Below are 25,307 nucleotides of genomic sequence, written 5' to 3'. Positions count from 1 at the left end.
GGCTGTAACAAACATCTGTATTTACTCAATAAATCAAAAGCACCTTTAAATTTAATTTAAAGGTGCTTTTTTATGGGTTTCATTTTTCCCTAGAAAACTTAAAACTACAAGTTACATAAATAGAAATTTATAATAAGTAGGAAATCGTGATTACTTTAATGCATCCATTTTCTTTGCAATTTCATCTGCTTGGGCAAAAGCTTTATCGCTTGCAGTACGGTCTGTAGTAGAAAGTCTGTGGTAATCTTTCATAAGTTTTTGATATTGCTCTTGCAATTTTTCTAACTCACTTTTCTTTTTAAATAATCCGAACATGGTTGTTTTTTTAGGTGGTCGTTAAGGTAGTTTTTTACTTTCTCAAATATCACTTCAATCCATTATTTCCTTCCAGCTGAAGAAAAAAAGTGCTGAAGTCACGGCGATTTACACAAAGGGTTTGGCGCGATGCTAATAACAAAAAGAAACATTCATTTTTTAAATATGTATAGATGCAGACTTAAGTCCGTATTTATGAATAAAATACTATGTAAATAATGATCATGGTGCAAATTAATAGTCGTCCACTTATTATGAATAAGTCTTGCTTTTTTGACTCTTCTTTTAAATATTACTCCTTTTAATACTCACTGCATTTGCAAACCATTGAAACGCAAAAAAGCTTATCAAAAAAGCGGTAACAAAATCGTTAGCTATATCACCAGTAGTAAAACTTAAGTATAAAGCAATAGTTGCAATTACAGTCATGATTCCAGCTGCCAGTGGCATCATGAATATAGGTTTTGTTTCTTGATAAAACATACTCCATGGAATCATTAAAATCAAGCCTGCAATCGCAACCATAAGAAATCTAAAATCATTTAAAGTAAAATAAGCTGCAATTCCTAATAAAGAAATACTGACACATACAGCTATAAAAACAACTGCCTTTTTTTGCTTCTCACTTAATAAGAATTTTGCATAGGAGTTAAAACTGAAAAGCAATTGAGACAGCGGTCCAATTACCCATGTGCTTATCGCTACCAAAGCCAATAAAATAACCACTGGCGTAAGAAAAGGAGATAGTGCAGGAACATTTTCTGCCACATAACTTAATCCTTGCATTCCTAAATAAAAGCCGATGATAAAATACCACTGGTACTTTGCACCCATATTACCTAACCAAAACTGATATTTTAAAAACCAACGATATATAAAATAACGGGCCTGTAATGCTTGCATCATTCCCGCCTGTGCATAAGAATTGTTGGGGTTGTAGCGCAGCGATTCCTTGAAATGCTCTAAAGCAGCTTTGTGCTCGCCCATTTCTAGCTTGTTCCAGCCATAGTTTGCGTGAGTATTAGAATCTTCTGGGTTTTCTCCCAGCGCACCTTTTAGTGTTTCTTCAGCTTCAGCTCTTTTATTTTGTTTTAATTGCGCTGTTCCTTTTGTATTAAGTGCTAGTAAATTTTCTGGATCTAAAGAAAGTGCTTTTTCTGCAAGCGATTCTGCTTCTTTATACCGCTTTCGCGAAAGCGAGACATGCCCCAATATCGCATAATTTTGTGGCTCCTGCGGATTCAAATTTATCGCCTGTCGTAGCAAGTCCTCTGCCTCATCATAACGTTCTACGTCCAGCATAATCCTTGCTTTTGTAGCAAATAAAATATCCATAGACGGTGCCATTCCTATAGCAATATCAATGAAGTGTTTTGCTTTTTTAGGATCGTCTTGAGATAGATTAACTTCAGCAAGTAAATGCAAGCAATAAATGTTATTGGGATCTTGCGTAAGTGCTTGATTCAATAATTCTTCAGCTTGTGAAAAGCGTTTTTGCTGGTATAGCAAATAGGCTCTTTCATATATCGCGTCTACCATTATTTTTTAAGTTTCAAATAATGAAGGATATCGTCATAAAGTCCCGACTGATTTGCATAGACTGCAAAATTCTTTGCTGTAGTAAACCATTCTTTAGTACTAGGTTTATGCTGTTTCAAAGATTTTAAAAGATTTTTTGTAGTTAGCGGTTGTGGCATCCCTGATTGAATAGCTTCTTCTAGCTTATTTTCAATAGCGATATCAATGACTGCTTCTATATCTGCTCCAGAATACTCTGGTGCCTTCTTTGCTAGCGTTTTGGTGTCAATATCTTTAGTAGGCTTTTCTTCAAGCTTTAAATCAAAAATGGCTTCACGAGCCGGCGCGTCTGGTGGCGGCACAAAAAGTATGCGATCAAACCTTCCTGGACGACGGAAAGCTGTATCCAGATGCCAAGGCATGTTAGTAGCTCCTAGAATCAATAAACCTTCATTGTCATTAGAAATTCCATCCAGTTCTTGTAAAAACTGATTGATCAAATTTTTACCAGCACTTTGTTTCATATCGCTACGGCTTGCACCTAACGCATCAATTTCATCAATGAAAAGAACGCATGGCGTATTATTTCTAGCCACTTCAAAAATGCGGTGCAAATTCTTTTCAGAATTACCGATCCACATATCTAGAATATCATTGAGACTCAACGATATAAATTTTGCATTGATTTGTCCAGCAGTAGCTTTTGCGATGTAGGTTTTACCGCATCCTGGTGGACCATAAAGTAGAATTCCACCACCTATTTTCTTGCCATAAGCTTTATAAATTTCTGGATGGAGTAGTGGTTGCACGATTTTTAAATCGATCTCGCGCTTCACGTTTTCCATTCCGCCTACATCCTTAAAACTGATTTCTGGTTTTTCTATGAAAACACTAGATTCATTGAAACCATCGTCATAATCATCTTCATACTCGTCTTCATCTTCATCATATCCATCAGGACCGTTTGATGGCATTCTTAATTGTTTGTCCAGCTCGTCATCACTGAAATCTGGATGGTATTTTAATAAATCTTGATAGGCATCAATAGCCTGCTCGGTATCATTAGACCTTACTAAAGACCGTGTGTAGAACAAATGTGTATCTAGATCTTTATTTCCTTCTTGAATCAGGCTTTCTAAGATTACAATTGCCTTAGAATAATTCTTCTGTTTATAAGATATAAGCGCAAGTCCTATTCTTGCTTTAGGCTCTGCTTTGTATTGTAATATAATTTCATATTCTTCTTCTGCTTCTTCGAGCATGTTTGCTAGACGTAGCGATTCTGCAAGATGCAATCTCAATGGAATATTATCTGGAGAAAACTCCAGCGCTTCACGTAAATTTTGAATAGTCTTATCGTCCATTTATGTTGTTAATTTTTATTCCGCGCTTGATGCGGTATCTGCTTTTATCTTTCTCAATTTAAGTTCAAAACCTGTGAGGTTGGCTTAAATAATTTTATTCTGTACATCCAAACTTTCATCAACGACAAAAGCTCACAAGTTAATCTATCATTATTTTCTAAACTTCAATATTCCTTGCTCTTTAATCGATATTTGATATTCAATTTTAGACTTTCCTCTATATTCTTTATTATTATGGTGCAGCGGTCTTTTCTTTAAACATCAAATCTCCAAGCTACAAATCTAGATTCTTTGTTTCCAGTAGTCATTACTACTACTTTAGATTCTGCACCTAGTTTTTCTAATTGTTTAAGAGGCTTTTTTAAGTTTTGCTTTCGCGAAAGCAAGCAGGTAAACCATCCTACCTGATTTTTAAAAGCAACAGATTCTTTAATCATTCTTTTAATAAATAAGGCTTCTCCACCGTTACACCAAAGCTCGTGCGCGTGACCAGCAAAATTGCGACGTTCTTCATACGTACCCAGTTTTCTTTGCTTATCCATATTTGCCTTTACTGCTTCTTCTTCACTAGCATAGAATGGTGGATTACACATCGTGAAATCATAGTTCTCGCCTTCTCGTATCACACTTTTCAAGATATTACCTCTATCTACTTGATGACGTATTTCTATCGCGTCGTTTTTAAGCGTATTCTTTTTTGCAAAGGCAACGCTTTCATCTATTACGTCACAACCCACCATTTTCCAATCATAGATGTTATTCCCTAAAATAGGATAGATAGCGCTCGCACCACAGCCTATGTCTAGTCCCTTTTTCTCACCTTTCCCTACAAGATCTGAAATATGATGAATATAGTCTGCACGGCCAGGAATAGGAGGATACAGTGAGCCTTCTGGTAAACGCCAGTATTTAATTTTATAATGATGTTTTAATAGAGCGGTGTTGAATTCTAGAATGGAAGCGGCATCACTAAAGTTTATTGTAACATCACCAGTAGGACTTTGTACGAGATGTTTTGCTAATTCAGGATGTGTAGCGGTTAATTTTTGAAAATCATAACCGTATCTATGTATATTTCTTAAATGCATGTTGCAAAGATACCGTTAAGTAAAATCATATTTAAATACATAAACTTAAATCTAACTCTAAAATAAAAGGTAGATCAAAAGAAAATAAGTAATGCTGTTATACCTAAATAGCGATTTCTTCTCTATGCAACTGATCATAAGAATAACGTACCTTTGCAAAAAATTTCAAGTATGAAACCCTTTGCAGATCTGAACCTTAAAACACCGTTGAGAAACAGTATTGAAGAGCTAGGTTTTGAAACCATGACACCTATACAGGAACAGGCTTTTCCAGTCATTCTTTCTGGTCGCGATATGATAGGTATTGCACAAACAGGTACTGGTAAAACATTGGGTTATATGTTACCCTTGCTTCATGAATTGAAGTTTGCAAAACTGGACGATCCTAGAGTGCTGGTTCTTGTTCCAACTCGCGAGCTTGTAGTTCAAGTGACTCAAAATATTGAGGAATATTCTAAATACATGAACTTACGTGTGTTAGGTATTTATGGAGGGACTAATATCAATACACAAAAAAGAGCCTATGCAGAAGGTGTAGATATACTAGTGGCAACGCCAGGTAGGTTATACGATTTGATCATCGCGCAAACCGTAAATTTCAAGAACTGTAAAAAGGTAGTTATTGATGAAGTGGATGTGATGCTGGATTTAGGGTTTAGATTCCAGCTGACTAATATTTTTGATCATTTACCTAATCGTCGTCAGAATATCATGTTCTCTGCAACGATGACAGATCAAATCGAGGATTTTATTGTTGCTTATTTCAAAAATCCAGATAAGATTTCTATTGCTGTTTCTGGAACAAGATTAGAAAATATAGAACAATCTTGTTATGAAGTAAAGAACTTTTACACCAAGGCAAATTTACTTATGCACCTGATCAGTGATACAGAAAAGTTTCATAAGGTACTTGTATTTGTAGGAAATAAAAAAAGTGCTGATAGATTACAAGAAGTAATGAGCCCGCATTATGGTGGTGAAGTTTCTGTGATTCACTCCAATAAAACGCAAAATTATAGATTGCGTTCTATCGAACTTTTTGACAGTGGTGATAGTCGTATTCTCGTATCTACAGATGTTATGGCACGTGGATTAGATTTAGACAAAATCTCACATGTTATTAATCTGGACGTTCCAGCTTTTCCAGAAAATTACATGCACCGAATAGGTAGAACTGGTCGTGCAGAGGAAAAAGGTCGATCTATTTTATTCTATACTGAAAAAGAAAAGGATAATAAAGATAGAATTGAGGCATTGATGGGTTACAAAATCCCTGAATTAGAATTTCCTGAAGAGGTAGATATCTCAAATCAAAAGACACCAGAGGAAAAAACAGTGGTTAAAGAAATATTTAATCCGCATAAGCAGATAGAAGAGGAGCGAGGTGCTGCTTTTCATGAAAAGAGTGAAAAGAATTCTAAAACTAATGAAGGTGGAAGTTATAGAAGAATCATAGCTCAAAAGTATAAAAAGCCCAAAACACGAGGCGACAAAGGAGCAAATAGGAGAAGGAAGAAATAGAATCTATTACATATTAAAAAAGCCATTTGAGATTTTCTTCTCAAATGGCTTTCTTTATTTAAAAGATTAAAAACAGCTTATAATTACTCGATTACAGTAGTTGTTTTAGTCTTCATATCTATTTTCATTTCTTGAGGCATCATTTCAGATTTTTCAATAGTCATGTTTCCATCCAGTTGCTGTTCTACTTTGGCTTTTTGAATCCAGCCTGTTTTTCTATTTAAAGTATAAGTTGCAGTAAGAGGTCCAGCAAGATTTACATTTGCATTCAATCCCATTGTTTCCATTTTTGAACCTTCTGGTGTTTTTATAGTGGCATTTGCACTGATGGTATAGAAATCTTCTGTAGCGCTTTCTAATTTGTATGTGGTAGCTGTTTCTAGCTCGATAACAGAATTAATGGTTACTGTATTATTCCAAGTATCACCAACAGAAACTGCATTCTTAGGTAAAATTTGAGTCAATAAATTATAGCTGGACATTTGTTTTTCAGTACTCATTTCTGCTTTCATTGCACCTTCAATCTGTGCTAATTGCATCGCAGGCATATCAATATCTTTAGTCATATTTTCTATTTGAGCACTGTTGTCTAGACTTAAGATTTCTCCTTGTTTATTCATAGTAATCTTTATAGGGAACTCTATCATGTTACTAAATAATTTGTTCATAGGGTTTGCTTGTCCACCGTCAGAGTCCATTTCCTGACTTCCCATAGCGGTTTTGGTAGTATTAGACATCTTATTGATTTTTACATCAATGTAGTAAATACCGTCTATAATGTCAGTTACAATAAAATCAGATTCAGTAACTACTTTAGTAGTGATATCCTGTGGCATTCCATTAATCACTTGATTCTGTACACTAGTCATTACCTGATTTTGAGGGTAAACGCCTCCTTTTTCTAGGTTGTAAACGATTTTGTTTTGTGCACTAACTATCACGCTACTGCAAAAGGCAATAAGTAAAATAATTTTTTTCATGTTGGTGTTTTAGGCTACTAATATAGTGTTAGAACCTAGTTGGAATTTTGCATTTAACGTTAATGTAACTTTTGATAAATGGTAAAAATTTAGAATATCCTACTTTTGTACAAATTTTAAGATTTGAAGAGCCTTTTATTGTTCGTTTTTGTAGTTTTTTGTTCCGCTTTTGCGAAAGCGCAGTCCGTCAACACCGCTTATCTATGTTTAAGTAATGGAGATGTCGTTCTAGCAGATTTAAGTAACTGCAGCTCTACGGTTGTCGCCACCAATGGTCAATCTATGTTTGACATTGCCGAAGGTGATACTGCAGATACTCTTTACGGTATAAGAAATAATGATCTTTTTTTAATTGATTTAAACACGGGAAACTTTACGCTTTTAGGAAGCTTAAACGTAATCGGATTTAATGGTAGCTTTAGAGTAGATTCATTAGTTAAAGAAAGTACTGGTGTTTTATTAGGTGTCAATAAAAACGGTAATGGGGAATTATTTAGAATTAATGTAGGCAATTTAACGGCAACAAATCTGGGTGCTACAGGTTTCAATAGTGCTGGAGATTTAACTTACTTTCAAGGAGATTTGTATTTAAGTGCAGAGAATAACGAACTGGTGCTAGTTAATGTAAATAATCCTGCTGCGTCCAGTTTTGTAGGAAGCATGGCAAGTTCTGGGTTTAATAATGTTTTTGGGGTCGTAACTATTATTACTGCAGATCCTTGTGCGGCAAACCCTAATATAGAACTGGTAGCCACTGGAGGACGCACTACAAAATTTGTAAATGCAGCTACTGGTGGGACATCAAATAACTGTACAAATCTTACTAGTTTTGATATTTTCGGTGCGGCTGAGGTTACATCTGATATCATCTGTTCAATTGATTTAGAAATTGAAGATTCTAATGGAAGTAATGCTCCAGAATATTGTTCTAACGGTACTACAACACTTAGTACTACTGTAGATCCTGCAACGCCTATAGGTGTTTACAGTTATGAATGGAGTATTCAAGGACAGCCTGGTGTGGTGGGAACCAGTGCTATTTTACCTATCAATATCAATACGACTACAACATATAATTGTGTGGTAACAGATTCTGGTAGAGCGGCACCAGATAATATAGCTGTGCAAAGCATAACCGTTACTGTATTTCAAGATCCTGTATGGAATCCTATAGGAAACATAATCGCATATCAAACTTATACGTTGCCTGCGATAACTGGCACAAATATCCCTGGAAATAGTGCGTTTTATGATAATCCTACTTATACAGGAACAGCATTGAACCCTGGAGATATTATCGATGATTCTATGTTCATGACTAATCCAGCAACGATTTATGTTTATGGTATAGATCAAAATGGTTGCGAGCTAGAAGAGCAGTTTACTATTGAATTTGTAGATGTGCAAGTAACTATCACACCAGGTGGTATTCAGGAAATCTGTGAAGGTGATATGGTAACGCTTATCGCAACACCTAGTCCAACAAATGCTTACGGAAACTATACCTATAACTGGACAGATTCTCAAAATACGGTTTATCCTAATACAGCATCCATTACGTTTACAGCAACCGTAGATACAACTGTTGCTGTAACAGTTAATGATACAGGAATAGAGAATGGGTTTAGTATGGGATTTGATATAACAGATTTTACCGTATTGAGACCTGTAAATCTAGCTGGTTTAACAGATCAAAACGCTACAGGAACGTATACATTTCCACCTATTTTTGGCACAGGGCTTACTGGAGGCGAGCGTTACTATACGCAACCTAACGGTATGGGAACTGCCTACGATCCAGGTGACGTTGTTAATGCATCTGACTTTAGTTCTCTGCCAGTACAATTGTATACATACGATGATAATGGCTCTTGTGACGACCAAGAGAGTTTCTTCTTAAACTTTGATATGCCTGCACCTCTTACTTTGACGATGAGTGCTTCTAATGATAATTTTTGTGCAGGATTTGAAGATGGAATAGGAGAAAGTACCATTTTAATGGCTTTGGTAAATCCAGGAATACCTGAAGGTACTTTTATCTATGAGTGGACTGTTCAAGGCAGTACTACGGTTATTGGAAATATGGACTTTTTAGAAATATCGCCATTGGATAGCACAATCTACGAGTGTACCGTGACCGATACTGGAAGATCAGTAGATAATACGGTTACTGAAAGCATCTCGATCACTGTTCTTCCAGCACCAGTTTTAGATGTTATAAATAATCAGAATGGCATTCAATCCTTTACATTTCCGCCTTTGATGGGAACAGGTTTAAGTGGTAATGAGATGTACTTTACACAACCTAATGGTATGGGAGATTCATTTAATCCAAGCGATAGATTATTATTTTCAGACTTTAATAGTTATCCAGTCACACTTTACGCATATGATGTAAATACAAACGGTTGTGAAGATCAGGTAAGTTTTCAACTCATAATAACAGAAACTGCTATTTTACCAGAGCCTGAAAGCCCTTTATTTATTGTGCCGCAATATATGACGCCTAACAATGATGGTTTTCATGATTTTTGGCAAATAGAAGTATTACAGCCAGATTTAGTTATTAGTAATTTTTATATTTTTGACCGTTATGGAAAGCTGTTGAAGCAAGTTTCTAATGATGGTCCTGGATGGGACGCCACTTATAATAACCAACCATTACCATCCTCTACCTATTGGTATAGTTTTGAATATTTTTACGAAGGAGAATTGAATCAACAAGAAGGCTTTTTTGCGGTCAAACGATAAATTTTTTCATACTTGTTGCTTTTTTCGCTTTCGCGAAAGCGAGATATTCATTCATCATAACACTAATTAACACTTAACTGCTTAAAAGTGGTCTAATAGTTGAAAACTGATAGACAAATATGTCCAAAAGTGTAAATGGACTTAACTATATTGCACACTTTAATTTAAAGAAAAAATGAAAAAATTATTTTTAGTATTATTCCTAGTAGCAGGAACAGCAATCGCACAAACTGGTTATGTAGCTTCAGAAGGTCTTTTACAATCCATGCCAGAATTTCAAGTGGCACAAGGAGAGATTAATAAACTAGCTACTTCATTAGATAATGACGCTAAAAAAGCAGAAACTAATGCTAGAGAAAAAATGGCTGGTCTTCAACAGAAAGTTCAAGAGTTATCTCAAACAGCAACAGATGAGGCCGCTTTTAATAAAGAAGTGGAAATTTACAAATCTCAAGCTGCTGCTATAGAAAGTGAATTGATCAATAGTAAAAAATTAGCCGAGTTAAAGCTAGGTGAAATGCAAAATAAATTAATGGGTCCTATAACTAAAAAGCTTAATGAAGCAATTAAAAAAGTGGCATTAGCAAGAGGTTATAAAGTAATTGTAGATATTAATGCGGTTGCATATGCTACAGAAGATACCAATATAAGTCAAGACGTTGCTAAAGAATTAGGTATTCCTTTACCTACCGAAGGACAAGAGTAAACCACCTTATTTTTAAAATCAAAAGAGCCTTGAAAGAGGCTCTTTTTTTATGCCCTTGTTTTAAATAAAATGTTAAAATTTCAATATACATAAACAAGGCTTATGTAGATCATTATATTTGTTTATGATTGATCAAAAGCAATCTTATATTTAATGGTAAGTAATTCAAATCAGAACATTTTAATGTTATGCACAAGTGTAATGCTTGTATGTATTTTGCTTATCTGCCAGCCTATTGTTGAAACGTGCTTAAAGCTAGACGACACTATTTCATTAATCGAATTAGATCTAGATGTTGAGAATGAACTAGAAGAAAGTAGTCTTCAAGAATGGGAAAAAGTCTTGAACTATAGAGTTATCCATCAACTAGTCTTAATTGAAGACGAAGAGAACTTAAATAGTGCTAATGTTTTTATTAAAAAACATTGGGAAAACCACTCTCAAGATATATTTATTCATCCTCCAGAGTACCGTTCTTAAAATTTATCTCTTAAATTTTAAGTTATCCAATTTTTCATTTTTTTTCATTTTCTGACTCCTACCAGTTAGAAACAAAAGTCCCTATTCATTTTGGAACACCAACAGTTTATGAATTCTTCAAATCCATTTAGAAATTTAAAAAAAGATATTCCGGCTAGTATAGTCGTTTTCTTTGTCGCATTACCACTTTGTTTAGGAATAGCTTTAGCTAGTGGAGCACCACCATTTGCTGGTTTAATAGCAGGTATAATAGGTGGTATTGTTGTAGGTTCATTGAGTAACTCTCAATTAGGAGTAAGTGGACCAGCAGCTGGTCTTGCTGCTATAGTTGCCATTGCAATAACAGATTTAGGAGGTTTTGAAATTTTTCTAGTATCCGTTGTAGTAGCAGGTTTTATTCAAATCATTTTTGGTTTCTTAAAGTTAGGAATCATAGGTTACTATTTTCCGTCTTCTGTGATTAAAGGAATGTTAACTGGAATAGGTATCATTATTTTTTTAAAACAAATCCCACATTTTTTTGGATTAGATAAAGATCCAGAAGGTGATTGGGACTTTTTTCAAGTAGACGGTGAAACTACTTTTAGTGAAATTTTAAATATAGGTGAGTTCATAAGTCCAGGAGCGACTCTTATAGGATGTATTGCTATAGCCATTTTATTAATTTGGAGCAATCTATTAAGTGGTAAGGCAAAGATCTTTGAAATAATTCAAGGTCCACTTGTAGCAGTTGTAGTAGGTATTTTTTATTACGTTTTCACCATGGATACAGATTACTGGAGTATTTCAGGTGAACATTTAGTAAATGTGCCTATCCCAGAAAGTTTAGACATGTTTATAGGTCAATTTTCTTTTCCCGACTTTAGTCAGATAGGTAATGTAGATGTGATTATTACAGGTTTTACTATTGCCATTGTAGCTGCCTTAGAAACATTGTTATGTGTTGAAGCGACAGATAAATTAGATCCACTTAAAAGAGTAACACCTACTAATAGAGAGCTGGTTGCCCAAGGAGTTGGTAATGTTGCATCTGGGATGATAGGTGGGCTTCCTATAACCCAAGTTATTGTTAGAAGTAGCGCAAATATCCAGTCTGGTGGTAGAACTAAAATGAGTGCTATTCTTCATGGTTTCCTGTTATTAGCTTCTGTAATTCTTATTCCTACACTTATGAATAAGATTCCGCTTTCAGTTCTTGCGGCAATACTTTTAATTGTAGGATATAAATTAGCCAAACCTTCTCTTTTTAAAGAAATGTGGAACGCTGGATGGCGACAGTTCATACCATTTATTGTTACTGTATTATTGCTTCAAATTAACTTTCTATTAGGTGTAGGCGTTGGTCTTGCAATAGGAATAGTCATTACTCTTTTTCAAAGTTATCAAAACTCTCACTTTTTGCATGCGGTAGAAAGTGATGACTCTGGAAAACATGAAGTTAAAATGGTACTAGCAGAAGAAGTTACCTTTTTTAATAAAGCAACTATACTTAAAGAGTTGGATGCTTTACCTAGAAAGACTTATCTTGAATTAGATGTAAGAAAAACGACTTACCTAGATCATGATGTCATTGAAATTCTAGATGATTTTAGAGAAAAGGCGATTAATAGAGAAATTAATATTAAGCTTATTTCAACTAGAGGAGTTGTAGAAAACCCTGATAGTTTTACAGAGTTCTTCAAGTTAAGACCACAAGAAGATTCATTCAATTTTTAAAAATAAACAGATGAAAGTACATACTAAAGAATCACAATCTACCATGACACCTAAAAAGGCTGTAGCTTTTTTACAAGAAGGAAATGAGAGATTTCAAAATAATTTAAAAGCTAACAGAAATTTATTACAGCAAATTAATGATACTCGCGATGGACAATTTCCATTTGCGACAATTTTAAGTTGCATTGATTCTAGAGTATCTGCAGAGCTAGTTTTTGATCAAGGACTAGGGGATATATTCAGTGTGCGTATAGCAGGAAACTTTGTGAATGAAGATATTTTAGGAAGTATGGAGTTTGCGTGTAAACTCGCTGGTACAAAACTTATTGTTGTTTTAGGTCACACTAGCTGTGGTGCCATTAAGGGAGCTTGTGATCATGCAAGATTAGGTAATCTTACTAAGTTGATTGAAAAAATAGAACCGGCAGTTTATGCGGTCGAAGAACCTAAGGATGAAGCAGTACGTAATTCAAAAAACCTAGAATTTGTAGATGCAGTATCTGCTAAAAACGTAGAGCTTACTATTCAAAGGATCAGAAGAGAAAGTCCAGTCTTGAAAGAATTAGAAGATGATGGAGAAATAAAAATAGTAGGAGCTATGTATGATATTTCAAATGGTGCTGTAGAGTTTTATTCATAAGAATCATCTACAGACTGTCTTTATCATTGATTTTAAAGCTTTCTAAATTTTGACATGCGGTTTCATAACCTTTTAGAAAAATTTCTTTTAAGGCCTTAAAGTTGAATAAACCATAAGGATATAATTCGGGCTCAATCAACAAATCACATTGGGCAAATTTTATTTTGTCTTGATGGTATTGATTGATAGCATAAGCTCTACTTGCTACATCATAGGAGTGTTTAAGCTTGCGATTTTTAAGGTCTACTTTATTAACATAACTGCCTATTTTAATATCACAATCATCTAATAAGTCGACAGGAAAATTGTTGATTACACCACCGTCGACATAGGTGTTTCCATTTATGTCTACCGGTGTAAATATTCCTGGGAAAGCAGCACTGGCTAGAATAGATAAATACAGTTCTCCTTCTTTAAAGACTTTTAATTCTCCAGTGTTGAGGTCTGTTGCGGTCACTGTAAGAGGTATATTCAAAGATTCAAAGCTATCTTCAGGAATATAAAGTGAAAGTTGGTCTGTGAAGATTGAAGAATTGATAAAACCAGCTTGTCTAAAGGCAAACTTTTTAGGATGAAATAGGTTAGAGGTTTCAAAAAATTCAAAGATATTGTCAATAGTGATTCCTTTTGCGTAAAGAGCACCAACTAGTGCTCCAGCGCTTGTGCCAGTAATTTGATTTATACTTATCTCATGTTCTTGTAGTGCTTTGATTACTCCAGCATGGGCAATACCTCTAACGCCACCACCAGAAAGAGCTAAACCTGTTTTCATTTTATTGATCCTTTTTAACTGTTGTTATTTGCTCTTCTTTTTTAATTAATAGATAATATCCATTGACTAGTAGGATACCTACATTTGTAATGATAATCGGTAAATTAGGAGTGTCAAACAAGAAACCATAAAGGATAAATAAAGCACAACCTACAGAGTTTACGATGCGTAAAGTATTGATGTTCTTCATGAAAAAAGCAAGTAAAACTACTAAACTTGCTGCATAACCTACTAGATCTAAAGTTTCTGTACCGAATTCCATATGTGTTTTTTAGAGCCTGCAATATTACCGATTATTCATCAAATCAATAGGTAATCTAGTTTTAATATTTTTTTGAAAAGAGGATAGTATCGTTTTCTAGCTAGATAAAATGAGCATAAACTAAGGAAATTTGCGTGAAACAGTTTCTGACTAATAACTATATCTTTATTAATCTAAGAAGGTATATAATTTAATAATTCAGTTTATGAAAATAGTGAACTGCTTATTAATGATTAAATTTGTTTTTTAAACAAGCATTTGCCTTATGTATCAATATGTAAAATCTCTACACCTCATTTTTGTCATCACTTGGTTTGCTGGTCTTTTTTATATTCCTAGGTTGTTTGTTTATCAAATAGAAGCACACTTAAAAGCTGAACCTGAAAAGAGTATTTTACTTAAACAATTAAAAATAATGACCAGCAGGTTGTGGTATATTATCACGTGGCCTAGTGCGATCCTTGCTACTGTATTTGCAGTTTGGTTACTTGTTCTTAATCCTTACTGGTTACAAGCTTCTTGGATGCATGTTAAATTAGGTTTTGTGGTTTTATTAATCATCTATCAAATCAAAACGCAATTTATCTTTAAGGAACTTCAAAATAATGTGGTTAAATGGACTTCAAACGGTATGCGCATTTATAACGAAGGCGCCACGCTTATTCTATTTGCTGTAGTGTTTCTTGTCATTCTAAAAAGTGCGATCAATTGGGTTTACGGATTAGTAGGACTTTTAGTTTTTGCAATCATTCTAATGCTACTTTTCAAAATTTATAAAAGAGTTAGGGAGAAAAACGAGGGTTAAAAAATCATTTAGAATTTGCATTAGAAAAATAAGGTTTATTCCAATGTGCTGCAGATCTAATTCCTGAATATATGGCACCATCCATATAACCAGCATTTAATTGAGAAGTTTCAGTTCCTGAAAATATTAATTTGTCATTGAAAATACTTTCTTGCATTACAGGATGTCCATAATTGTGGGTTCTTGAAAATGTAGTTAGTAAAGAATTTGAAGTATTAGGATCTTTAGACCAGTCATTTTCTTCATAATTAAGGTAGTTATAAACTTCTGTACCTAGCTGATTTGCTATATAATCAAGTATGATCTTTTTTCTCTGATCAACATTTTGTTCACGCAGGTTTTCACTAACAAACCCCATTAGGGAAATAATACCAGTCGTTGGGTCACAGTGGTCATAAAGTTCTGTAACCGCGCCTGATTGTCCTATTAATGTTCCTGAGAAATTTTTATTTCGCCAAAAGGCTTTCTCATATGTGATTCCAACTTTAATGGAATGCTCCATCCATGTCGGTGTAGATGCTAATATTTTTTTAGTAGAAATATTTAGATCTGGAGTGAACTGTAATTGTGATACTAATTTAGGTGGAATGGTGAGTATCACTTTGCTCGCGGTAAAAGTTTCTTTATTAGTTACAATTTTTAAGTGATCTCCCTTGTCAATAATTTCTTGAACAATTGTATAGAGTTTTATTTTATCCACTGAAGATTGAGATAGCCTTCTAATTAATGATACACTATTACCTTTAATACGTTTAGCAGCTTGAGCATTAGGGTCACTTTCAAAATAATGTACAGGTCTGTTTGGGTCGTATAATAGAATACTTTTTCCTTTAGAATATTGATCAAAACTTTCTAGCTGTAATTCATTAAGAAAATTTACAACCATCTCATGATGATTCTGAAACCAAGTTGCACCTAGATCTATTCCATTCTTTGTAAAGATTCTTCCTCCTATACGATCTCTTGATTCTAGTACTAAGTAGTTAGATTCACCCAGCTTATTTAAGTAATAAGCAGATGTAAGCCCTGATAAACCAGCACCAATAATAACATATTTAAAATGTGTCATTTAGGTAAGGAACTAATTGAACAACATTAAAATTGCCATTACAATCATTATCGCATTTTCAATAAAAGTAGCTTCAGTCATAGGTAACTTTAAAGCAGTTCCTAAACATGCACATTGAATAGACTTCTTGTCAAGTAAGGTTTTAGTCACACCTATCGTGGTAGTTCCTAAAATAACGAGAGTCGCAATTAATGCAATTTCTATTTCAAAACGCATTAAAAACATTAATCCTAAAGCTGTTTCTATAAATGGATAAATCCATCCATAAAAAGGTAGAGCCTTAGCCAAAGGATCGTACATCCTAAAAGATTCTGGAAAACCTTTTAAATCCAGCATTTTAAAAAAGCTAAATATGATGTAAAACATTCCCATAAAATCCAGCATGGCTTCGTTCCATGTTGCTCGATGGTAGTTCAATAAAACCGTGGCGACGGTTATGTAGCCAAGTATTAAAAACAATGGTTTTAACTGTTCTAGCTTAGATTTTTTAGGTTCCGCTTTCGCGAAAGCGGAATTGTCAAAAACAATCTTCTTTTCTTGAATATGGTACTTTTCTGGTAGTGCTTTCTGAAAGGTTTCTATAGAAATATGCGAGTCCATAGAAATTACAGCTTGCTCCTTTTCTAAAGTCACTGTAGCTTCCTTAACATCTGGAATTGCGTTGAGCCGTTTTTCTACATCGGTCCTGCAACCATTACAAGTCATTCCAGTGATGGTATAAGTATGTTCCATTAGCTTTTAGGTAAATAAAGTTCTAATTGATTTCCAAATACGTTCTCTCCAAAAAGGGCATCTACATGACCAGCAATACCTTCATAATCGGTTTTGAAGTGCATATGTAGAAAGGTAGTATGATGTGTAAAAACAGCTTTATGTTTTTCAGAATAAAAGCCTATAATTTCTACTTCTTCATTCTCAAAAGTACCATGTGGCCCAGATTCTTGATGCTTTTTATGAGTGTGAACCGTATCTCCATCTTTCCAATCGATAACATGCCAGCTTAATAAAGAAGGCTTTCCTTTTATAAGAAACGGAAACGGTTGTTCTACGTCAATACCATTTGCTAGAGCAGCATTTTTGATTTGTTTTTCTAGTTGTGAATTAACTGTAAATTTATCTAATAGAATGGCATCATTCCATTCAGGAACTTGCGCATAAACTAATAAAGAAGCTTTATGGTCAAAAGTAGGTTGTATTTGAACTTTATTAAAAACCTTTTTTTTACTCACGTAAGAAGTTCCATCAAAGATTTGAATTTCGCCTTTAAGATTTTCTAATGCGCCTAATGCATAAAGATGAGGTAACGTTTGTAAGGAATCTAAAGACGCTGTCGCCTTTAGATTTCCTGACATTAATTGCATTAAAGCACCTTTGTTTTTAACACTCGTATCTAAAGTACTTTTGTTATTACAATTGCAACAGCTTATTGCTGTTACTAATAGGGCTACTATTTTAAAGTTTTTCATCAACGATGTCTTTCAAAAGATATTTAACTAATTGACCTTTTCGGTAATTTGTAATATACATGACTTGATCTTCTACATAAACGTCAGTAGGTTTATCAATTCCAGTTTCTAGGATCTGTTTTAAATGGTATTCTAGATCAAAAATCAGGATACGTCCATTTTCAAAATCAGTTATATAGACTGCATTATCATTTACAAATAATCCCGTTGCTGCATTCATTTTTTGATCATCGCCTATTAGTGCGACACCATTTCCTCTTTTATCAAATACCTGTCCTCTATGGTTATAAGCATCTGCCACAAATATGTGTTTTTCTGTTATTTGAACATCGGTAGGATAATAAAGCTGTCCTAGTTCTTTTCCTTCGGTTGCTATACTTATCCAATTCTTACCATCATAGTACAACACTCGATTAGGGTAGAAGTCTGCAATAGCTATTTCATTGTTGTAAACGCTTATTGCTGCTGGAGCGTCAAGAGAATCTTGTAAAACTAAATAGTCCAATTTATTACCACGCATAACAGCGATAGAATCGCGACCGTATTCTGGTACAAAAAGTGCTCGTTCCTTAAGTATAGATTTTGATACTTTATCTGTAATTTCAAAATCTGGTTCACCAAATTCTATATGCATAGGTCTTTGAAAACCATCCATTTCTAACAAAATAGCGCCGGTACTATCTACTTTAACGATACGATTGTGATCACCATCGCTTAGAAATATATCATTTCCATCCATAGCAATTCCTATGGGATTCACACCTTCTATTTGGATGATTTCTTCAAACTGCCATTCTTGAGGCACGGCTTCTTTTTCTGTACAAGAAATGATCGCGGCCGCAGCCACGATCATATATAAATAATTCTTCATCTTAAATTTCTCTTTCATATTTACAACATGGGTGTAAATTATCATAAGCTTTGTCGCTAGCGGTTACACCTTTAGTATCGTGTCCTACGGCAGCCGCAGCTTTTTCAATAGCTTTCTCATCAGTCTGTGTAGCGTCAAAGGATACGGTTAGCATTTTTGTATCTACATCCCATAATGCACTAGCAACACCATCTACTGTTCCAGCAGCCTTTTCAATACGTGCTTTACACATTCCACACATTCCATTTACATACAGTTTACTAGTTGCAAGATCTGTATTTAGTAATTTTCCTGCTGTTTTTGTGGTCACTATTTCTCCATCAGCGCGCGATATTTTTGCTTCATTAGGTGTATAACCTGCTTTCTCTACTTGTGTTAATACTTGTTCTAGAGATAAAGGTTTATCTGCCGGATAACTGAATGAAAAATCGCCTGTTTCAATATCAATAGCGATGTCTTTGATTCCTTTAAATTCTTTAAATTTCTTTTCTAGTCCGTAAGCACAAAATGGGCAACCTAGTCCATCTACTTGCACTTCATAAGTGTCTCTGCCTTTTTTTGATTGTGCATCCGCTTGCGCGAAAGCGAATAATCCAATCACTATGCTTAAAATTATGGTTATTTGTTTCATTGTATTTAAGTTTTGAAGCGCACATAATGCGCTATAATTATTTTTTTAAAATGTATATCTTGTTCCTAAAAATACGGAGTAATTTAGTGCTCGATCAGCATCAATTTCTTGTACTAAAGGCAATTGAACTGCTAGGTCAAAAGTTATATTTTTGAGTGCGTATTGTACGCCTTGTGAGTATAACAATTGATACCAGTCGCGCTCGTGCAACCAGACACTGTTGTATTCAAAGTATAAATTCAATTGTTTATTAGGGTATTGAGGTTTTAACAAGGGTAAACCAAAACCTAGTTTGGCTCTAAATTCATCAAGAGTACCATCTGGCATTTCATTGTAACCTATTTCTCCAGATATTCCGTATTTAAGAGTTTCTAATCCAGCGACAACACCATAGTAGCCAGTATATTTGCCAGTAGAAATATCCATAACGTCTATCTCTCTTCCTGTAGGTAAGGTTTGCAGTGTTTTTGCCACCATACGGAAGGTTTTTCCAGTACCATCTTTACGATAAAACTGATATTTCCCCATTATCTTCATATCTGCCAGACCACTACCATCAACATCCCTTAGATTATAAGTAGTATATGGAATGTGCAATGCTACTAGTATATTATTCGTAGGTAAATAATGCAGCATTATAGGCGTGTAAACGATAGTTCCACGCTCTGTGTTTCTAATTTCTGTTAATGTTTTTATTGTGAAGCTTCCGCCTCCTAGCATGATAGGTTTATCTGCTGTGATGGGTGGACCTTGTGCAATTGCTTTCGCAAAAGCGAAAACAACACAAACCACAGTAATTATATATTTCATAATGTGTATAAATAAAATGATTTAAAAATGCACAAATATTGCGCACAGTGATAACCGCATAAGTTGCGGTAATTATAAAATCAATTTATTTAAATGAGAAAAGACTGGTGCAAAACAGGCAAGTCCCGTATGACCAGAGGCGGCGAATATGCTTTAAAAGTTACATTTTCCAGTTCATCGCCAGCGAAACTAGAAATATAGCTATACGTAAATGCAATTAAAAACTGCTGTTGATCTAGGTCAAAGTTGAAAGTAGATATTTTTAAATCATCCTGACCTTTAACTAGTTCAACAACGTCGTTACAACAGCTTTTTTCAACTGAAATTTTACAAAGGTCTTTAGGGTTATTTGTTTCCATCTCACATCCATGAGAAGGAACGATAACCGAAATGTCTTTTAAAAATGGACCGCAAAAATGTTTGTGCACATTAAAAGATAGTGTAGAGCATAGCACAATTACTGCCATGATCGTAATACCTATATTTTTTATTGCTTTAAACATCATGCAAAGATAAGAAACAGTTTTTACATTGCATTTTTAAGATTAAAACCTTAACATTAAATAGCAATATTTGAACTCAATCAACTTCTTCTGAAGAGCCTAAATCTGGTCGATCTTCGTAAAAATCTTCAAATGTTTTGTCTGTCGTGTAATCATCTTTTAGGACTTTGTAAACAGTTACTACTAAAAGCGCTTGTCCTGCAACAGTAAGATAAAAGACCCAACTGAAGGAAAGATTCATCGTTGTAAAAATGGTAACTGTAATTAAAATTAACGTGGTCATTGCTAGCCACTGCATAGCTCTATTTTTCATGACTAAATTTTTATTTAAATTTAAACAAACTGATAAATAAAATCTATTAATGAATTCTTAAGGTGGGACTGGCTTAACTTTTTGATGTATTATTTACTCTTTTTGTTTTTCATCAAATGGTATGTATAGTAATGCATATGAGTAAAAATAAAAAGAGAATTACCATAAAAATTATGATAACTCTCTTCAAGTGGAGTCGGAGAGAATCGAACTCTCGTCCAAACGAGCGAATTCATCGCTTTCTACATGTTTAGTTTCTATTTAATTTCAGTCGTATAGCCGGTTAGAAACCACCAACGCAACGCTTGTCTTCAATCGAGTTTCTCCTCAACATCAAAGCCCTGATGAGGATAGATTTACTTTTACGAAATCTCATAATCAGTCGCCGTAAATCAAGGCTCCTGAGAGATTTCCTGCATGTCTGTCTAACAGACCGAGGCACATCCTACTGTAATTCAGATTATGCTGCTAGGGCGTAGTTATTCTCGCCGTTTAAAAAGTGTGAATCATGATATTTAAGAGCTATGTCCCAGCGCTCTACATGCTTACAATCAAGTCGGTCTCGCTGTCAAAACCAGTCGACCCCATTTATTTTCAGTAAACTAAAAATACCAGATTTATAATAAATAATAAAATCAGGATGGCAAATATAATCATCTATTACAGATACTGGTGTAAAAACTATGCCAAATCTGATTACAAAAAAAATCCCAGTTGTATCAACTGAGATTTAGTTTTGAAACTTGTAAAACAGACTAATAGTTTCAATAAATGTAAAAGTGATTATTTCACAATTAATAAATTATCTGTTGAAGTAGGGTTCATAGGACAAAAATACACATACTCTCCTGGTGTTAAAGGAGTTGCTTTTGAAGTTTCAGTACTTCCAGTGGCAACTGTTTTAGTTACATACGCTGTTTTGATGTGGTTTTCTGGTTTAGAAATATCATTCCCTTTTTTAACGAGAACAAAACCTACTTCATGTCCTACCGCATTATTTGCAATGGCAAACTGATATGTTCCAGCGTTTACAGTAACTTGTTTTTGTACAAATTCACCTTTTACTTGTTCTAAGGATATAGTCTTAACAGACTTATCCATCATTTTATCTTGAGCCTGTGTGGTGATACTCATTCCCAATGCGATTACTACTAGTGCGATTAACTTTTTCATGATAGTGCTTTTTTAAAGTGCCGTTTAAGGCGTTATGTTTAATTACATGGCAAAGATGCAATCCTAACTATCGTGAATTTTGAGTCATAATTCCCTACTCATTTAAAATAGTTCCCATAATCATATTTCTTCATCATTAATCCCGTTCCTAATTATGTCAGTAGGTAATGAAGCATTAGATCCTTTAGTTAAATATCTTTTTAAAACACCACCGCGCACTTTGTTTACATCAAACTCAATTACAAAAGCCTTAGGATCTATTTCTTCGACTAGATTTAGGGTTTTATTAATATCGATACGGTTAACTATGGTCTGTATGATATTGATTTCTTTATTTACACCACTACTTCCATAACCGCTTGCACCTTTATAAATAGTAATGCCCACGCCCAGTTCAAAAGCAATAGCGTCTGTTATTTCTTTAGATTTTTGAGATACAATCGTTAACCCTATAAAGTTTTCTAGACCTTGAATGAATAGGTCAATCACTTTTGCGGTAACTAGATAGGCTAGAATAGAATACATAGCAATCTCTACTGAAACAACATATGCGGTGATACAAAATAAGATCACATTGAATGCGATAATTGTTTTACCTATACTAATCCCATATTTGTTGAAGACAAAAAGACCTAAAAGCTCTGACCCATCTAAAACAGCACCATTACGTATGGTAACACCTATTCCTGCACCTAGAAACATCCCGCCAAAAATCGAAATCAGCAACTTATCTTCGGTAATAATAGGAAAGGTTTCTAGACTTATAGAAAGTGCTAATAAAGCAATCGCTATGATAGATTTGATAACAATTCTTTTAGATACCGTAAAGATTCCTACGATAATAAAGGGAATACTTAAAACAATTAATAATATTGAAATGTCCCAGCCAGTTTCTAAACTTAAGAGTATCGCTATTCCAGTAACACCACCGTCTAGAAAATTGTTAGGTAATAAAAAGGCTTTTAAACCTATACTAGCAAGAAAAATCCCAATAGCTATCTGACTGTATTCTCTTATATATTTCATCATGATTTTACTTATTTCTATATGTATCTATCAAGAGGGAATATAAGATAACTTATACTAATTGTAGCAGGTCTACTTTTTAATTGCATTGCTATTTCCTTATCTTGCTACTCCAAAATGAGTTTATGAAATTTGCTGTAATAAGAGAAAGAAAGAATCCGCCAGATAGAAGAGTAGTGTTTACTCCAGAGCAGTTAAACCGTTTAGATCTCGCTTTCGCGAAAGCGGAATTTACAGTAGAATCTTCACCCATAAGAATATTTCCAGATGACCAGTATCAATCTCATGGTATTTCTGTCACAGAAGATATAAGCGATGCAGACGTGATGATAGGTGTAAAGGAAGTTCCAATCAATGCTTTGATACCTAATAAAAAGTATTTTTTCTTTTCCCATACCATTAAGAAACAACCTTATAATCGCGATTTATTGAGGGCAATTCTTGATAAGAAAATTGAACTTTACGATCACGAGACTATTGTGAAAAAGAACGGTGCACGACTTATAGGTTTTGGGAGATATGCAGGAATAGTAGGAGCTTATAATGGTTTCAGAGCACTGGGATTAAGAGATGGAATATTTGATCTACCCAAAGTGGAAAATTTACCAGATTATCAGGCGCTGAAGAGTGAATTGTACAAGATTAAAAATAATTTACCAGCAATCAATATAGTGATGACTGGTAGTGGTAAAGTTGCCGGTGGGATTAAAGAAATTCTTGATGAGCTAGAAATTAAAGAATTAAAACCTAAAGAATTTTTACAATTAGGTCAGTTCGAAAATAAACAAACCACTTTCACAGTGCTAGACGTGCATCATTATTACACACGTAAAGACGGTTACCGACCTACAAAAACCGAATGCTATAAAAATCCAGAATTACTAAACAGTGATTTTATGAAGTACGCAAAGGTTACTGATATGTTGATCACAGGACATTTTTATGGTAACGGTGCGCCGTATCTTTTTACCAGAGAAGACGCAAAAAAGGCTGATTTCAAAATAAATCTTGTGGCAGATGTAAGCTGTGATATCGACGGTCCTATTGCATCAACCTTGCGACCTAGTACGATCGCAGATCCTATTTATGGATATGACACTCAAGGTGAAAAAGAAGTCGCTTTCAAAACTCCTGGATCCATTACGGTAATGGCAGTAGATAATCTACCTTGTGAATTGCCTAAGGATGCTAGTGAAGGTTTTGGCGAGATGTTTGAAAAACATGTGATTCCAGCTTTTTTTAACGGCGATAAAAATGGGATTCTTGAACGAGCAAAAATGACTACTAGTGATGGAAAGTTAACAGAGCGTTTTGCCTATCTACAAGATTACGTTTATGGAAAACCAACTAATTTTTAAAATATGTTGATGGTAAAAGCAGCTACTTACATTATTCATTAATATTTTTAAATGAATAAAATAGTTGCTTTACTTTTTTTTGAAGAAACTCTTTTATTTGTTCAATTTTAGGGCTTTATGTGTCTATAACTCGTTTGCTCGATAAGTATAATAAATAAGAACCCAAGGCTATACATCAATACATCCCACCAGGAAAAACTGGTCCCTATAATGATGCGAGACCATTTATATTCTTCCAGACCCAGAAAACTCACTAATTGTAAATATTGAGCTGTTTCTACTAGATAACTAAAAATTAAGGTAACCACTGCAGCAGTATACACTTGTAATTTACTGATAGACATTAAAATCGCATACAGTAAAATAACGACTAGAAAATCTCCTAGATATGGACGTATAAAACTGTCATGTACATATCGTTCTATGAAAAATTCTACCATAAACAGAGTTATTGCAGAAATTAAATACACCTTTTTTGATTTTCTATGTAGTTGTGGTAGTTTCATTAACACTTTTAAAAAGATGGAAAATAACAATAAGAAATAGACTTATACTAGCGATCATAAGCCAGGCGTCTTGTTGTGAAAATGGATGAATAAATAGATCTACCATATCTAAAAATAGTTTTTCTGGGTGTTGTATAATATCCCATGTATTCCACCGCAAAACTCTTCCTAAATAAATCCCATAACCGCATAATAGTAAAATACTATTTTGAAATATGTCTATCCATTTTTTATCTGGCAGCCAGTTTTTTTCAATTAATAGTTGGGTCATATCCCTAAGACTTAAAAAGCCCAAGAACAATCCAGTTAAACTAAAACTTAATATAAGAAGTGATTCATAAACGATCCAGTTAGAAGATGCATGTTTGATATGTATCAAATCGGTCAATAGATATGGTGCGTTAGGTAGGAAGGCTAACCAGATACTACCTGTGACTATAAGGTTGGTTGTTGTTACGCTTTCGCGAAAGCGCAATCGAGCAACTAATACATAGGGAACAAACGCCAGAAAAAGATTCCAAACTAAAAATAACATGAAAAAATCATGACTGATTTTCATGCGCAGTCCTAGTAAACAAAAGCATAAAAGGGTTAAAGCAGCTAGTTGCTTAAATTCATGGTGTCGATTTAAAAATAAAGTTTTCATGTAATGATGTCGTTAGT

Annotated in this window: 27 protein-coding genes and 1 other RNA gene; 8 read left to right on the top strand and 20 right to left on the bottom strand. The window is 34.3% G+C overall.

The window, feature by feature from the left end; genetic code table 11:
* Positions 1-150 precede the first annotated feature (150 nt).
* From ACTF54_RS10590 to rlmF, 4 genes are all read right to left on the bottom strand, one after another.
* Entirely contained in the window at positions 151-315 is a 165-nt protein-coding gene (locus ACTF54_RS10590; protein ID WP_438969311.1) for a Lacal_2735 family protein, read from the bottom strand.
* 285 nt (positions 316-600) lie between these two features.
* Positions 601-1,854 carry a tetratricopeptide repeat protein gene (locus ACTF54_RS10585; protein ID WP_347197226.1) on the bottom strand — a complete coding sequence of 418 codons (1,254 nt, stop codon included), beginning with the start codon at positions 1,852-1,854 and terminating at the stop codon, positions 601-603.
* A complete protein-coding gene (locus ACTF54_RS10580; RefSeq protein ID WP_438969310.1) occupies positions 1,854-3,197 on the bottom strand; it encodes an AAA family ATPase in 1,344 nt (447 codons plus the stop codon). The genes ACTF54_RS10585 and ACTF54_RS10580 overlap by 1 nt, the downstream gene beginning before the upstream one ends.
* A 254-nt stretch (positions 3,198-3,451) precedes the next feature.
* Positions 3,452-4,285 carry a 23S rRNA (adenine(1618)-N(6))-methyltransferase RlmF gene (gene rlmF, locus ACTF54_RS10575; protein ID WP_438969309.1) on the bottom strand — a complete coding sequence of 278 codons (834 nt, stop codon included), beginning with the start codon at positions 4,283-4,285 and terminating at the stop codon, positions 3,452-3,454.
* 171 nt (positions 4,286-4,456) lie between these two features.
* Here rlmF and ACTF54_RS10570 point away from each other — a divergent pair, with 171 nt between their 5' ends.
* A complete protein-coding gene (locus ACTF54_RS10570) occupies positions 4,457-5,806 on the top strand; it encodes a DEAD/DEAH box helicase (protein ID WP_347197229.1) in 1,350 nt (449 codons plus the stop codon).
* 83 nt (positions 5,807-5,889) lie between these two features.
* Here ACTF54_RS10570 and ACTF54_RS10565 read toward each other — a convergent pair whose 3' ends face one another.
* Positions 5,890-6,786 carry a DUF6263 family protein gene (locus tag ACTF54_RS10565; protein ID WP_347197230.1) on the bottom strand — a complete coding sequence of 299 codons (897 nt, stop codon included), beginning with the start codon at positions 6,784-6,786 and terminating at the stop codon, positions 5,890-5,892.
* A 123-nt stretch (positions 6,787-6,909) separates the two neighbouring features.
* Between ACTF54_RS10565 and ACTF54_RS10560 the strand changes: the two genes are divergently transcribed.
* From ACTF54_RS10560 to ACTF54_RS10540, 5 genes are all read left to right on the top strand, one after another.
* Positions 6,910-9,537 (top strand): T9SS type B sorting domain-containing protein, encoded by a 2,628-nt coding sequence (locus ACTF54_RS10560; RefSeq protein ID WP_438969308.1) that lies wholly within the window; start codon positions 6,910-6,912, stop codon positions 9,535-9,537.
* 175 nt (positions 9,538-9,712) lie between these two features.
* Positions 9,713-10,243 (top strand): OmpH family outer membrane protein, encoded by a 531-nt coding sequence (locus tag ACTF54_RS10555; RefSeq protein WP_347197232.1) that lies wholly within the window; start codon positions 9,713-9,715, stop codon positions 10,241-10,243.
* Positions 10,244-10,444: 201 nt separating this feature from the next.
* The gene (locus tag ACTF54_RS10550; protein WP_438969307.1) at positions 10,445-10,723 is read left to right on the top strand and encodes a hypothetical protein; all 279 of its coding nucleotides are present in this window, start codon (positions 10,445-10,447) and stop codon (positions 10,721-10,723) included.
* Between the two features lie 108 nt (positions 10,724-10,831).
* Positions 10,832-12,439, top strand: coding sequence for a SulP family inorganic anion transporter (locus ACTF54_RS10545; protein WP_438969306.1), 1,608 nt, complete (start codon positions 10,832-10,834; stop codon positions 12,437-12,439).
* A gap of 10 nt (positions 12,440-12,449) precedes the next feature.
* Entirely contained in the window at positions 12,450-13,079 is a 630-nt protein-coding gene (locus ACTF54_RS10540; protein WP_347197235.1) for a carbonic anhydrase family protein, read from the top strand.
* Between the two features lie 7 nt (positions 13,080-13,086).
* Here the strand turns inward: ACTF54_RS10540 and ACTF54_RS10535 are convergent, their stop codons facing one another.
* Together ACTF54_RS10535 and ACTF54_RS10530 are read right to left on the bottom strand one after the other, a co-directional pair.
* Complete coding sequence (locus ACTF54_RS10535) at positions 13,087-13,851, bottom strand: patatin-like phospholipase family protein (RefSeq protein ID WP_347197236.1); 765 nt, start codon at positions 13,849-13,851, stop codon at positions 13,087-13,089.
* Between the two features lies 1 nt (position 13,852).
* Positions 13,853-14,113, bottom strand: a complete 261-nt coding sequence (locus ACTF54_RS10530) for a uroporphyrinogen decarboxylase (RefSeq protein ID WP_347197237.1) — start codon at positions 14,111-14,113, stop codon at positions 13,853-13,855.
* Between the two features lie 265 nt (positions 14,114-14,378).
* Between ACTF54_RS10530 and ACTF54_RS10525 the strand changes: the two genes are divergently transcribed.
* Positions 14,379-14,918 carry a CopD family protein gene (locus tag ACTF54_RS10525; RefSeq protein WP_438969305.1) on the top strand — a complete coding sequence of 180 codons (540 nt, stop codon included), beginning with the start codon at positions 14,379-14,381 and terminating at the stop codon, positions 14,916-14,918.
* A gap of 4 nt (positions 14,919-14,922) precedes the next feature.
* Here ACTF54_RS10525 and ACTF54_RS10520 read toward each other — a convergent pair whose 3' ends face one another.
* The 11 genes from ACTF54_RS10520 to ACTF54_RS10470 form a co-directional block, all read right to left on the bottom strand.
* Positions 14,923-15,987 carry a flavin monoamine oxidase family protein gene (locus ACTF54_RS10520; protein WP_438969304.1) on the bottom strand — a complete coding sequence of 355 codons (1,065 nt, stop codon included), beginning with the start codon at positions 15,985-15,987 and terminating at the stop codon, positions 14,923-14,925.
* A 12-nt stretch (positions 15,988-15,999) separates the two neighbouring features.
* Entirely contained in the window at positions 16,000-16,719 is a 720-nt protein-coding gene (locus ACTF54_RS10515) for a heavy metal translocating P-type ATPase (RefSeq protein ID WP_347197240.1), read from the bottom strand.
* A complete protein-coding gene (locus ACTF54_RS10510) occupies positions 16,719-17,453 on the bottom strand; it encodes an acetolactate decarboxylase (RefSeq protein WP_347197241.1) in 735 nt (244 codons plus the stop codon). Before ACTF54_RS10510 ends, ACTF54_RS10515 begins: the two co-directional genes overlap by 1 nt.
* The gene (locus ACTF54_RS10505) at positions 17,440-18,342 is read right to left on the bottom strand and encodes an NHL repeat-containing protein (RefSeq protein ID WP_347202015.1); all 903 of its coding nucleotides are present in this window, start codon (positions 18,340-18,342) and stop codon (positions 17,440-17,442) included. Before ACTF54_RS10505 ends, ACTF54_RS10510 begins: the two co-directional genes overlap by 14 nt.
* Positions 18,326-18,925 (bottom strand): heavy-metal-associated domain-containing protein, encoded by a 600-nt coding sequence (locus ACTF54_RS10500; RefSeq protein WP_347197243.1) that lies wholly within the window; start codon positions 18,923-18,925, stop codon positions 18,326-18,328. The genes ACTF54_RS10505 and ACTF54_RS10500 overlap by 17 nt, the downstream gene beginning before the upstream one ends.
* Positions 18,926-19,000: 75 nt before the next feature.
* Complete coding sequence (locus tag ACTF54_RS10495) at positions 19,001-19,765, bottom strand: hypothetical protein (RefSeq protein WP_347197244.1); 765 nt, start codon at positions 19,763-19,765, stop codon at positions 19,001-19,003.
* An 89-nt stretch (positions 19,766-19,854) separates the two neighbouring features.
* The gene (locus ACTF54_RS10490) at positions 19,855-20,268 is read right to left on the bottom strand and encodes an HYC_CC_PP family protein (RefSeq protein ID WP_438969315.1); all 414 of its coding nucleotides are present in this window, start codon (positions 20,266-20,268) and stop codon (positions 19,855-19,857) included.
* A 76-nt stretch (positions 20,269-20,344) separates the two neighbouring features.
* Positions 20,345-20,581, bottom strand: a complete 237-nt coding sequence (locus ACTF54_RS10485; protein ID WP_438969303.1) for a hypothetical protein — start codon at positions 20,579-20,581, stop codon at positions 20,345-20,347.
* Between the two features lie 188 nt (positions 20,582-20,769).
* Positions 20,770-21,167: a transfer-messenger RNA gene (gene ssrA, locus ACTF54_RS10480) on the bottom strand.
* A 197-nt stretch (positions 21,168-21,364) separates the two neighbouring features.
* Entirely contained in the window at positions 21,365-21,754 is a 390-nt protein-coding gene (locus ACTF54_RS10475; protein WP_438969302.1) for a cupredoxin domain-containing protein, read from the bottom strand.
* A 120-nt stretch (positions 21,755-21,874) separates the two neighbouring features.
* A complete protein-coding gene (locus tag ACTF54_RS10470) occupies positions 21,875-22,783 on the bottom strand; it encodes a YitT family protein (RefSeq protein WP_347197248.1) in 909 nt (302 codons plus the stop codon).
* Between the two features lie 122 nt (positions 22,784-22,905).
* Between ACTF54_RS10470 and ACTF54_RS10465 the strand changes: the two genes are divergently transcribed.
* Positions 22,906-24,138, top strand: coding sequence for an NAD(P)-dependent oxidoreductase (locus ACTF54_RS10465; protein WP_438969301.1), 1,233 nt, complete (start codon positions 22,906-22,908; stop codon positions 24,136-24,138).
* Between the two features lie 107 nt (positions 24,139-24,245).
* Here the strand turns inward: ACTF54_RS10465 and ACTF54_RS10460 are convergent, their stop codons facing one another.
* Together ACTF54_RS10460 and ACTF54_RS10455 are read right to left on the bottom strand one after the other, a co-directional pair.
* Positions 24,246-24,644, bottom strand: coding sequence for a DUF2809 domain-containing protein (locus ACTF54_RS10460; protein ID WP_438969300.1), 399 nt, complete (start codon positions 24,642-24,644; stop codon positions 24,246-24,248).
* Positions 24,622-25,290, bottom strand: a complete 669-nt coding sequence (locus ACTF54_RS10455; RefSeq protein ID WP_347197251.1) for a DUF1361 domain-containing protein — start codon at positions 25,288-25,290, stop codon at positions 24,622-24,624. The genes ACTF54_RS10460 and ACTF54_RS10455 overlap by 23 nt, the downstream gene beginning before the upstream one ends.
* Positions 25,291-25,307: the final 17 nt, after the last annotated feature.

The sequence above is a fragment of the Nonlabens sp. genome, from assembly GCF_965657255.1.
GTDB lineage: Bacteria > Bacteroidota > Bacteroidia > Flavobacteriales > Flavobacteriaceae > Nonlabens.
This window is presented reverse-complemented; position numbering and strand designations above follow the sequence as displayed.

Bases quoted from the DNA above. Each gene is read 5' to 3' on its own strand.
- ACTF54_RS10505 (WP_347202015.1), bottom strand. From the start codon at position 18,342: ATGAAAGAGAAATTTAAGATGAAGAATTATTTATATATGATCGTGGCT.
- ACTF54_RS10515 (WP_347197240.1), bottom strand. From the start codon at position 16,719: ATGGAACATACTTATACCATCACTGGAATGACTTGTAATGGTTGCAGG.
- ACTF54_RS10585 (WP_347197226.1), bottom strand. From the start codon at position 1,854: ATGGTAGACGCGATATATGAAAGAGCCTATTTGCTATACCAGCAAAAA.
- ACTF54_RS10490 (WP_438969315.1), bottom strand. From the start codon at position 20,268: ATGTTTAAAGCAATAAAAAATATAGGTATTACGATCATGGCAGTAATT.
- ACTF54_RS10520 (WP_438969304.1), bottom strand. From the start codon at position 15,987: ATGACACATTTTAAATATGTTATTATTGGTGCTGGTTTATCAGGGCTT.
- ACTF54_RS10495 (WP_347197244.1), bottom strand. From the start codon at position 19,765: ATGAAATATATAATTACTGTGGTTTGTGTTGTTTTCGCTTTTGCGAAA.
- ACTF54_RS10525 (WP_438969305.1), top strand. From the start codon at position 14,379: ATGTATCAATATGTAAAATCTCTACACCTCATTTTTGTCATCACTTGG.
- rlmF (WP_438969309.1), bottom strand. From the start codon at position 4,285: ATGCATTTAAGAAATATACATAGATACGGTTATGATTTTCAAAAATTA.
- ACTF54_RS10555 (WP_347197232.1), top strand. From the start codon at position 9,713: ATGAAAAAATTATTTTTAGTATTATTCCTAGTAGCAGGAACAGCAATC.
- ACTF54_RS10550 (WP_438969307.1), top strand. From the start codon at position 10,445: ATGCTTGTATGTATTTTGCTTATCTGCCAGCCTATTGTTGAAACGTGC.
- ACTF54_RS10465 (WP_438969301.1), top strand. From the start codon at position 22,906: ATGAAATTTGCTGTAATAAGAGAAAGAAAGAATCCGCCAGATAGAAGA.
- ACTF54_RS10485 (WP_438969303.1), bottom strand. From the start codon at position 20,581: ATGAAAAATAGAGCTATGCAGTGGCTAGCAATGACCACGTTAATTTTA.
- ACTF54_RS10460 (WP_438969300.1), bottom strand. From the start codon at position 24,644: ATGAAACTACCACAACTACATAGAAAATCAAAAAAGGTGTATTTAATT.
- ACTF54_RS10580 (WP_438969310.1), bottom strand. From the start codon at position 3,197: ATGGACGATAAGACTATTCAAAATTTACGTGAAGCGCTGGAGTTTTCT.
- ACTF54_RS10475 (WP_438969302.1), bottom strand. From the start codon at position 21,754: ATGAAAAAGTTAATCGCACTAGTAGTAATCGCATTGGGAATGAGTATC.
- ACTF54_RS10510 (WP_347197241.1), bottom strand. From the start codon at position 17,453: ATGAAAAACTTTAAAATAGTAGCCCTATTAGTAACAGCAATAAGCTGT.
- ACTF54_RS10455 (WP_347197251.1), bottom strand. From the start codon at position 25,290: ATGAAAACTTTATTTTTAAATCGACACCATGAATTTAAGCAACTAGCT.
- ACTF54_RS10570 (WP_347197229.1), top strand. From the start codon at position 4,457: ATGAAACCCTTTGCAGATCTGAACCTTAAAACACCGTTGAGAAACAGT.
- ACTF54_RS10545 (WP_438969306.1), top strand. From the start codon at position 10,832: ATGAATTCTTCAAATCCATTTAGAAATTTAAAAAAAGATATTCCGGCT.
- ACTF54_RS10530 (WP_347197237.1), bottom strand. From the start codon at position 14,113: ATGGAATTCGGTACAGAAACTTTAGATCTAGTAGGTTATGCAGCAAGT.
- ACTF54_RS10535 (WP_347197236.1), bottom strand. From the start codon at position 13,851: ATGAAAACAGGTTTAGCTCTTTCTGGTGGTGGCGTTAGAGGTATTGCC.
- ACTF54_RS10540 (WP_347197235.1), top strand. From the start codon at position 12,450: ATGAAAGTACATACTAAAGAATCACAATCTACCATGACACCTAAAAAG.
- ACTF54_RS10470 (WP_347197248.1), bottom strand. From the start codon at position 22,783: ATGATGAAATATATAAGAGAATACAGTCAGATAGCTATTGGGATTTTT.
- ACTF54_RS10565 (WP_347197230.1), bottom strand. From the start codon at position 6,786: ATGAAAAAAATTATTTTACTTATTGCCTTTTGCAGTAGCGTGATAGTT.
- ACTF54_RS10590 (WP_438969311.1), bottom strand. From the start codon at position 315: ATGTTCGGATTATTTAAAAAGAAAAGTGAGTTAGAAAAATTGCAAGAG.